Source organism: Pseudomonas sp. VE 267-6A (assembly GCF_024126555.1).
Lineage (GTDB): Bacteria > Pseudomonadota > Gammaproteobacteria > Pseudomonadales > Pseudomonadaceae > Aquipseudomonas > Aquipseudomonas palmensis.
The window spans coordinates 126,689-134,656 of sequence record NZ_JAMYBY010000016.1; the positions used below are offsets into that span (position 1 = coordinate 126,689).

Consider the following 7,968-nt stretch of genomic DNA (forward strand, 5'->3'; position numbering starts at 1 on the left):
CAGTCAGTGAGTATTACAAGGCGGCAATCCGCGCATGCTGCTCGGTGAAGTTGGCCAGGGCCTGTTCGGCCTCGGCCAGCTTGGCGCGCTCCTTGTCGATCACCGCAGGCGGCGCCTTGTCGACGAACGCCGGGTTGGACAGCTTGCCGCCCACCCGCTGCACTTCGCCTTGCAGGCGCTGGATTTCCTTGTTCAGACGCGCCAGCTCGGCATCCTTGTCGATCAGCCCGGCCATCGGCACCAGCACCTGCAGGTCACCGACCAGGGCGGTGGCGCTCAGCGGCGCCTCGTCCTGCTCGCCCAGCACGGTGAAGGATTCGATCTTGGCCAGCTTCTTGAGCAGTGCCTCGTTTTCCTGCAGGCGACGCACGTCTTCGGCACTGGCGTTCTTGAGGAACAGCTGCAATGGCTTGCCCGGGCCGATGTTCATTTCGCCACGGATGTTGCGCACGCCCAGCATCAGTTCCTTGAGCCACTCGATATCGCCTTCGGCCGCTTCATCGATGCGGCTTTCGTTGGCCACCGGCCACGGCTGCAGCATGATGGTCTTGCCTTCGATACCGGCCAGCGGCGCCAGGCGCTGCCAGATTTCCTCGGTGATGAACGGCATGAACGGGTGCGCCAGGCGCAGCGCCACTTCCAGCACGCGGACCAGGGTGCGACGGGTGCCGCGCTGGCGTTCGACCGGTGCGTTCTCGTCCCACAGTACCGGCTTGGACAGCTCCAGGTACCAGTCGCAGTACTGGTTCCAGATGAACTCGTACAGCGCCTGGGCGGCCAGGTCGAAGCGGAACTGGTCCAGCTGGCGGGTCACTTCGGCTTCGGTGCGCTGCAGCTGCGAGATGATCCAGCGGTCGGCCAGCGACAGCTCGTAGGCCTCGCCGTTCTGGCCGCAGTCCTCGCCCTTGTCCAGCACGTAGCGCGCGGCGTTCCAGATCTTGTTGCAGAAGTTGCGATAGCCTTCGACGCGGCCCATGTCGAACTTGATGTCGCGACCGGTGGACGCCAGCGAGCAGAAGGTGAAGCGCAGGGCATCGGTGCCGTAGCTGGCGATGCCTTCGGGGAACTCGGCCTTGGTCTGCTTGGCGATCTTGTCGGCCAGCTTGGGCTGCATCAGACCGCTGGTGCGTTTCTCCAGCAGCGCGTCCAGGGTGATGCCGTCGACGATGTCCAGCGGGTCGAGCACGTTGCCCTTGGACTTGGACATCTTCTGGCCCTGGCCATCACGAACCAGACCATGCACGTACACGGTCTTGAACGGCACCTGCGGGGTACCGTCCTCGTTCTTCACCAGGTGCATGGTCAACATGATCATCCGGGCAACCCAGAAGAAGATGATGTCGAAACCGGTCACCAGCACGTCGGTGGAGTGGAAGGTCTTGAGGAATTCGGTCTGCTGCGGCCAGCCCAGGGTGGAGAAGGTCCACAGGCCCGAGCTGAACCAGGTGTCGAGCACGTCGTTGTCCTGGTTCAGGACCACGTCGTCGCCCAGCTGGTGCTTGGCGCGCACTTCTTCTTCGCTGCGCCCCACATAGACCTTGCCCGACACGTCGTACCAGGCCGGAATGCGGTGGCCCCACCACAGCTGGCGGCTGATGCACCAGTCCTGGATGTCGCGCATCCAGGAGAAGTACATGTTCTCGTACTGCTTGGGCACGAACTGGATGCGGCCGTCTTCGACGGCGGCGATCGCAGGCTCGGCCAGCGGCTTGGTCGACACGTACCACTGGTCGGTCAGCCATGGCTCGATGATGGTGCCGGAGCGGTCGCCCTTGGGCACTTTCAAGGCGTGGTCGTCGACGCTGACCAGCAGGCCTGCGGCATCCAGGTCGGCAACGATCTGCTTGCGCGCCACGAAGCGGTCGAGGCCGGCGTAGGCGGCAGGCAGGCTGGCGTCCAGGCTTTCGTTCAGGCTGCCGTCGAGGTTGAACACCTGGGCTGCCGGCAGCACCGCGGCGTTCTTGTCGAAGATGTTGAGCAGCGGCAGGTTGTGGCGCTTGCCGACTTCGTAGTCGTTGAAGTCGTGGGCCGGGGTGATCTTCACGCAGCCGGTGCCGAATTCGGGGTCGCAGTAGTCATCGGCGATGATCGGGATCAGGCGACCGACCAGCGGCAGCTTGACGAACTTGCCGATCAGCGCCTGGTAGCGCTCGTCGTTCGGGTTGACGGCCACGGCGGCGTCGCCGAGCAGGGTTTCCGGACGGGTGGTGGCGACCACCAGGTGGTCCTTGCCGTCGGCCGTGGTGGCACCGTCGGCCAGCGGGTAGCGCAGGTTCCACAGATGGCCTTTCTCGTCGTGGCTTTCCACTTCGAGGTCGGAGATCGCCGTGTGCAGCTTGGTGTCCCAGTTGACCAGGCGCTTGCCGCGGTAGATCAGGCCATCTTCATGCAGGCGCACGAAGGCTTCCTTGACCGCTTCGGACAGGCCGTCGTCCATGGTGAAGCGCTCGCGGCTCCAGTCTACCGACGAGCCCAGGCGGCGGATCTGGCGGCTGATGTTGCCACCGGACTGATCCTTCCATTCCCAGACTTTCTCGAGGAATTTGTCGCGGCCCAGGTCGTGACGGTTCTGGCCCTTGGCCTCCAGTTGACGCTCCACCAGCATCTGCGTGGCGATGCCGGCGTGGTCGGTGCCTGGTTGCCACAGGGTGTTGCGACCCTGCATGCGGCGAAAACGGATCAGGGCGTCCATGATCGCGTTGTTGAAGCCGTGACCCATGTGCAGGCTGCCGGTCACGTTCGGCGGCGGGATCATGATGGTGTACGAATCGCCCGCGCCTTGCGGGGCGAAATAATTCTCTGACTCCCAGGTGTTGTACCAGGAAGTTTCAATGGCGTGCGGCTGGTAGGTCTTATCCATGCGCGGCGGGACCCTATGGCATTTATTCAGGAAAGCCGAGAAGTATAGCGGGGATAAGGGCCGGGGCGTAGCGTGAGGTGCGGGAGTGGGGCAAAAAACTGTGGGGAATTCTTCGCGTAGGAGCCGGCCTTGCCGGCGAAGCGAGCCAAAGGCTCGCCCCCCCGTTTTTGATTACGAGCGTGAGTTCAACAACCGCTCCAGGCGGGCATCCAGGCGCCGCTTGATCTCGTTCTCGATATGCGGGGTAAAGTCCTTGATCACATCCTGCATGATCAACTGCGCCGCCGCGCGCAGTTCGCTGTCCAGGTGCAGCAGGGTGTCCTGGCGGCGCGCCTGCGGGTCGGGCTCGGCAGCCGGCTCGGCAGCCACCGGGGCCCGCGCTGCCGGTTCGGCCGGCTCGAGCAGCAACGGTATCTGCTCCTCGACGGTCTCGGTCAGCAGTGGCGGTTCCAGGGCATCGTCACCCAGCAACTGGCGAATCGACTCCAGATCGTCCAGCAAATGCGCAGGTTTTGGCATGGGGGCAGGTTTGTCCATCATCAGAGTCGCTGTAAACGGTGGTCTTGCAGAGCATAGCCCTGTTCACGGTAGAAACGGAAACTCTCCCGCGCCGCCGCACGAATGGCCGGCTCCTCCACCACGATCTCGGCAATGCGGGCAAAGCGTGCGGCAAAACCGGGTACCTTCAGGTCGAGATTGACCAGCAGGTCCTGATGATCGCCCGGGTCGTCACCGACCCCCAGCGCCACCGCGCCGTGCGGGTCGTCCTCGAGCGCGCTGTGGGGCACGAAGGCCTCGCCCTTGAACGCCCACAGCCGCGCATCCAGCTCGTCGCGCTGGGCCGCATCGCTGCAGTTGAGGTACACGCGGTGCCCAAGGCGCCAGGCCTTTTCGCACAGCTTGCAGGCGAAATCCAGCCGAGCGGCAGGCGCGGGGCTGGGCAGGATATAGAAGTCGACTTTGCTCATGGTGGGGTGGCCCACCGGCTACGCCTTGCAGCGCGGCCGGTGGGCGGCGCCTCATGCGTTAGCGCGGTCGAGCAGGTATTGGGTCAGCAGCGGTACCGGGCGGCCAGTGGCGCCCTTGTCCTTGCCGCCGCTGGTCCAGGCCGTGCCGGCGATGTCCAGGTGGGCCCAGTGGTAGGCCTTGGCAAAGCGCGACAGGAAGCAGCCGGCGGTAATGCTGCCCGCCTTCGGGCCGCCGATGTTGGCGATGTCGGCGAACGGGCTGTCGAGCTGCTCCTGGTATTCGTCGAACAGCGGCAGTTGCCAGGCGCGGTCGTCGGCACGCTTGCCGGCGTCCAGCAGTTGGCCGATCAGTTCGTCGTCGTTGCCCATCAGGCCCGAGGTATGGCTGCCCAGGGCGACGATGCAGGCGCCGGTCAGGGTGGCGATGTCGATCACTGCCTGCGGCTTGAAGCGCTCCACGTAGGTCAGTGCGTCGCACAGCACCAGGCGGCCTTCGGCGTCGGTGTTGAGGATTTCGACGGTCTGCCCGCTCATGGTGGTGACGATGTCGCCCGGACGGCTGGCGCCACCGCTGGGCATGTTCTCGGCACAGGCCAGTACACACACCAGGTTGATCGGCAGCTTGAGTTCGAGCACGGCACGCAGGGTGCCGAACACGCTGGCTGCACCGCCCATGTCGTACTTCATTTCATCCATGCCGGCACCGGGCTTGAGGCTGATGCCGCCGGTGTCGAAGGTGATGCCCTTGCCCACCAGTACGTAAGGCTTCTCGCTCTTCTTGGCGGCGCCCTGGTAGCTGAGCACGATCAGGCGTGGCGGCTGATCGCTGCCCTGGCCCACGGCGTAGAACGCGCCCATGCCCAGGTCCTTGATCTTCTTCTCGTCCAGCACCTCGACCTTGAGGCCCTTGAACTCCTTGCCCAGCGCCTTGGCCTGTTCGGCCAGGTAGCTTGGGTGGCAGATGTTCGGCGGCAGGTTGCCCAGGTCGCGGGTGAAGCCCATGCCGTTGGCGATGGCGGTGGCGTGCTTGACGGCGCGCTCCACCTCGGCCAGGCCGGCCTTGTCGCTGAGCAGGGTGATCTTCTTCAGGGCGATCGGCTCGGCCTTCTTGCTCTTGTAATGATCGAATACATATTGACCATCGAGCAGGCTCTCGGCCAGCAGGCGTACCTTGCCGTAGTTGGCATCGCGGCCGGTCACGGCAACGTCGTCCAGTGCCAGCACCGCATCGCTGCCAGCCAGGCCCTTGAGCACGTTGAGCACGCTGCCCGCCAGCTTGCGCCAGGCGCGGTCGGCAAGGGCGTCCTTGCCGGTCCCCACCAGCAATACGCGCTCGGCCTTGACCCCGGCCAGGCCTTGCAGCAGCAGGGTCTGGCCGACCTTGCCGGCCAGGTCGCCGCGCTTGAGCACTGCGCTCAGGGCGCCGTTGCTGGCGTCGTCCACGGCCTTGGCGGTAGCGCCCAGTGTGCGGCCTTCACCCACGCTCAGTACCAGGGTGGCGGTTTTCAAGGATGCTGCGGCTACGCTTTTTACAACCAATTCCATGTCAGGGTCCCCGAATGAACTGTCAGTGCGCGCTGGCGGTGCAGGCGCTCGAAGCGGCCTGGCGCGCCGTGGCGGGCCAGTCAGAAAGCGCCCAGTTTGAGCCTGCGGCGGGCGCGCTGACAACCCCGAGATGAAGCTTTGCACGGCGCCAAGTGACAGGCACGGCCATTCACAGGATAATGCGCGCACTTTTGTCCGGGTTCGCCTTTGGCGGGCGGGCGACTATCTTGGTTGCAACGTTTTCCCTTGTTCGGCTGTCCGAGCCTGACAACCCAGGAGTGTCTGGTTTGATCGTCTTCCGTTATCTGTCCCGCGAGGTCCTGGTGACCTTGAGTGCCGTCAGCGCTGTGCTGCTGGTCATCATCATGAGCGGGCGCTTCATCAAATACCTGGCCCAGGCGGCCCAGGGCATGCTCGATCCGGGCGTACTGTTCCTGATCATGGGCTACCGCCTGCCGGGCTTTCTGCAACTGATCCTGCCGCTGGGCCTGTTTCTGGGCATCCTGCTGGCCTACGGCCGGCTGTACCTGGAAAGCGAGATGACCGTGCTCTCGGCAACCGGCATGAGCCAGCAGCGCCTGCTGGGCATGACCCTGATGCCGGCTGCACTGATCGCGGTGCTGGTAGCCTGGCTGAGCCTGAGCCTGGCGCCCCAGGGCGTGACCCAGGTATCGCAGATCATCAACCAGCAGGATGCGCTGACCGAGTTCGACACCCTGGTGCCGGGCCGCTTCCAGAACCTGCGCGACGGTTCGCGGGTCACGTACACCGAGCAGCTGTCGGATGACCGTTCAAAGCTGGCTGGCGTGTTCATTTCCGAGAAGCGCCTGTCCCAGGACAAGAGCAAGGACCGTGGCATCTCCGTGCTGGTGGCCGAAAAGGGCCGTCAGGAAGTGCAGGCCGACGGCAACCGCTACCTGATCCTTGAAAACGGCTACCGCTACGACGGCAACCCGGGCCAGGCCGATTACCGCGCCATCAAGTACGACACCTACGGTGTGCTGCTGCCCAAGCCGGAGGTCAGCCAGGAAGTCACCGAGCGCGAGGCCATCCCGACGTCCGAACTGATCGGCAGTACCGGGCTGCGCGAGCGTGCCGAACTGCAGTGGCGCCTGTCGCTGCCGCTGCTGGTGTTCATCGTGACCCTGATGGCGGTGCCGCTGTCGCGGGTCAACCCGCGCCAGGGCCGTTTCCTCAAGCTGCTGCCGGCGATCCTTCTGTATATGGCTTACCTGACGATTCTGATTGCCGCCCGCGGCGCCCTGGAGAAAGGCAAGTTGCCGATCGGCCTGGGCCTGTGGCCGGTGCATGGGCTGTTCCTGCTGATCGGCCTGGGCCTGATGTTCTGGGAGCCGCTGCGCCTCAAGCGCGCCAGCCGTCGTGCGGAGGTGGCCCGTGGCTAAACTCGATCGCTACATCGGCCAGAGCGTGTTCATGGCCATCCTCGCCGTGCTGGGGATCATCCTCGGCCTGGCGTCGCTGTTCGCCTTCATCGACGAGATGGGCGACATCAGCGATACCTACACCTTGTGGGACGCGGGCAACTACGTGCTGCTGACCGCGCCACGGCGCCTGTACGACATGCTGCCGATGGCCGCGCTTATCGGCTGCCTGATCGGCCTGGGCAGCCTGGCCAGCAGCAGCGAACTGACCATCATGCGCGCTGCCGGCGTGTCCATCGGGCGCATCGTGTGGGCGGTCATGAAGCCGATGCTGGTACTGATGCTGATCGGCGTGCTGATGGGCGAGTACCTGGCACCCGTGACCGAGAACAAGGCCCAGGCCGACCGTTCGCTGGCGCAGGGTGGCGGTGAGGCGCAAAGCTCCAAGCGCGGCCTGTGGCACCGCCAGGGCGAAGAGTTCGTGCACATCAACACCGTGCAGCCCAATGGGCTGTTGCTGGGCGTGACGCGTTATCGCTTCGACAACGAGCGTCACATGCAGACCTCCAGCTTTGCGCGCAGGGCGCAATACACCCAGGGCCACTGGGAACTGACCGACGTGACCACCACGCACTTCCGTGGGGACCACACCGAAGTCATCCACAATGCCGAGGAGCGCTGGGACGTCGCCCTGACCCCCGAGCTGCTCAGCACCGTGGTACTGGCGCCCGAGTCGCTGTCGATCAGCGGGCTGTGGGACTACATTCACTACCTCTCCGACCAGGGCCTGAACAACGCGCGCTACTGGCTGGCGTTCTGGACCAAGGTGCTGCAACCGGTGGTCACGGCGGCGCTGGTCCTGATGGCGGTGTCGTTCATCTTCGGCCCGCTGCGTTCGGTGACGCTGGGCCAGCGGGTGTTCACCGGGGTGCTGGTGGGCTTCGTGTTCCGCATCGCCCAGGACCTGCTGGGCCCTTCGAGCCAGGTGTTCGGCTTCCCGCCGCTGCTGGCGGTGGTGATCCCGGCGGCAATCTGTGCGCTGGCGGGGGTGTGGTTGCTACGCAGGGCGGGGTAGCGATTACCCTGGCCAACAAAAAGCCGACCTCAGGGTCGGCTTTTTCATTGGTTGTGTCCCGTCCTGAATAAGGTTTACACCTCCCATCCCGAATTTCCGGAGAGTCAGATGGAGCAAGGTGTAAAGCGCACACAGCGT

The 7,968-nt window shown here is 64.7% G+C and carries 6 protein-coding genes; 2 read left to right on the forward strand and 4 right to left on the reverse strand.

Going from position 1 to position 7,968, the window contains the following annotated elements:
• Nucleotides 1-13: 13 nt before the first annotated feature.
• The 4 genes from NJH59_RS19265 to NJH59_RS19280 form a co-directional block, all read right to left on the reverse strand.
• On the reverse strand, nt 14-2,860 hold the full coding sequence (locus tag NJH59_RS19265) for a valine--tRNA ligase (protein WP_043862437.1): 2,847 nt from the start codon (nt 2,858-2,860) through the stop codon (nt 14-16).
• Between the two features lie 171 nt (nt 2,861-3,031).
• Nucleotides 3,032-3,397: a hypothetical protein gene (locus NJH59_RS19270; protein ID WP_043862436.1), complete on the reverse strand. Its 366-nt coding sequence runs from the start codon at nt 3,395-3,397 to the stop codon at nt 3,032-3,034.
• 2 nt (nt 3,398-3,399) lie between these two features.
• Nucleotides 3,400-3,828 carry a DNA polymerase III subunit chi gene (locus tag NJH59_RS19275; protein WP_043862523.1) on the reverse strand — a complete coding sequence of 143 codons (429 nt, stop codon included), beginning with the start codon at nt 3,826-3,828 and terminating at the stop codon, nt 3,400-3,402.
• 51 nt (nt 3,829-3,879) lie between these two features.
• Nucleotides 3,880-5,373 (reverse strand): leucyl aminopeptidase, encoded by a 1,494-nt coding sequence (locus NJH59_RS19280; RefSeq protein ID WP_054916377.1) that lies wholly within the window; start codon nt 5,371-5,373, stop codon nt 3,880-3,882.
• Nucleotides 5,374-5,660: 287 nt separating this feature from the next.
• Here NJH59_RS19280 and lptF point away from each other — a divergent pair, with 287 nt between their 5' ends.
• Nucleotides 5,661-6,776, forward strand: coding sequence for an LPS export ABC transporter permease LptF (gene lptF / locus NJH59_RS19285; RefSeq protein WP_043862434.1), 1,116 nt, complete (start codon nt 5,661-5,663; stop codon nt 6,774-6,776).
• The gene (gene lptG, locus NJH59_RS19290) at nt 6,769-7,830 is read left to right on the forward strand and encodes an LPS export ABC transporter permease LptG (RefSeq protein ID WP_043862433.1); all 1,062 of its coding nucleotides are present in this window, start codon (nt 6,769-6,771) and stop codon (nt 7,828-7,830) included. The genes lptF and lptG overlap by 8 nt, the downstream gene beginning before the upstream one ends.
• Nucleotides 7,831-7,968: the final 138 nt, after the last annotated feature.

What these genes read in the sequence shown, in the direction of transcription:
- NJH59_RS19265 (WP_043862437.1), bottom strand. Translation starts at nt 2,860, where the DNA reads ATGGATAAGACCTACCAGCCGCACGCCATTGAAACTTCCTGGTACAAC.
- NJH59_RS19280 (WP_054916377.1), bottom strand. Translation starts at nt 5,373, where the DNA reads ATGGAATTGGTTGTAAAAAGCGTAGCCGCAGCATCCTTGAAAACCGCC.
- NJH59_RS19270 (WP_043862436.1), bottom strand. Translation starts at nt 3,397, where the DNA reads ATGGACAAACCTGCCCCCATGCCAAAACCTGCGCATTTGCTGGACGAT.
- NJH59_RS19275 (WP_043862523.1), bottom strand. Translation starts at nt 3,828, where the DNA reads ATGAGCAAAGTCGACTTCTATATCCTGCCCAGCCCCGCGCCTGCCGCT.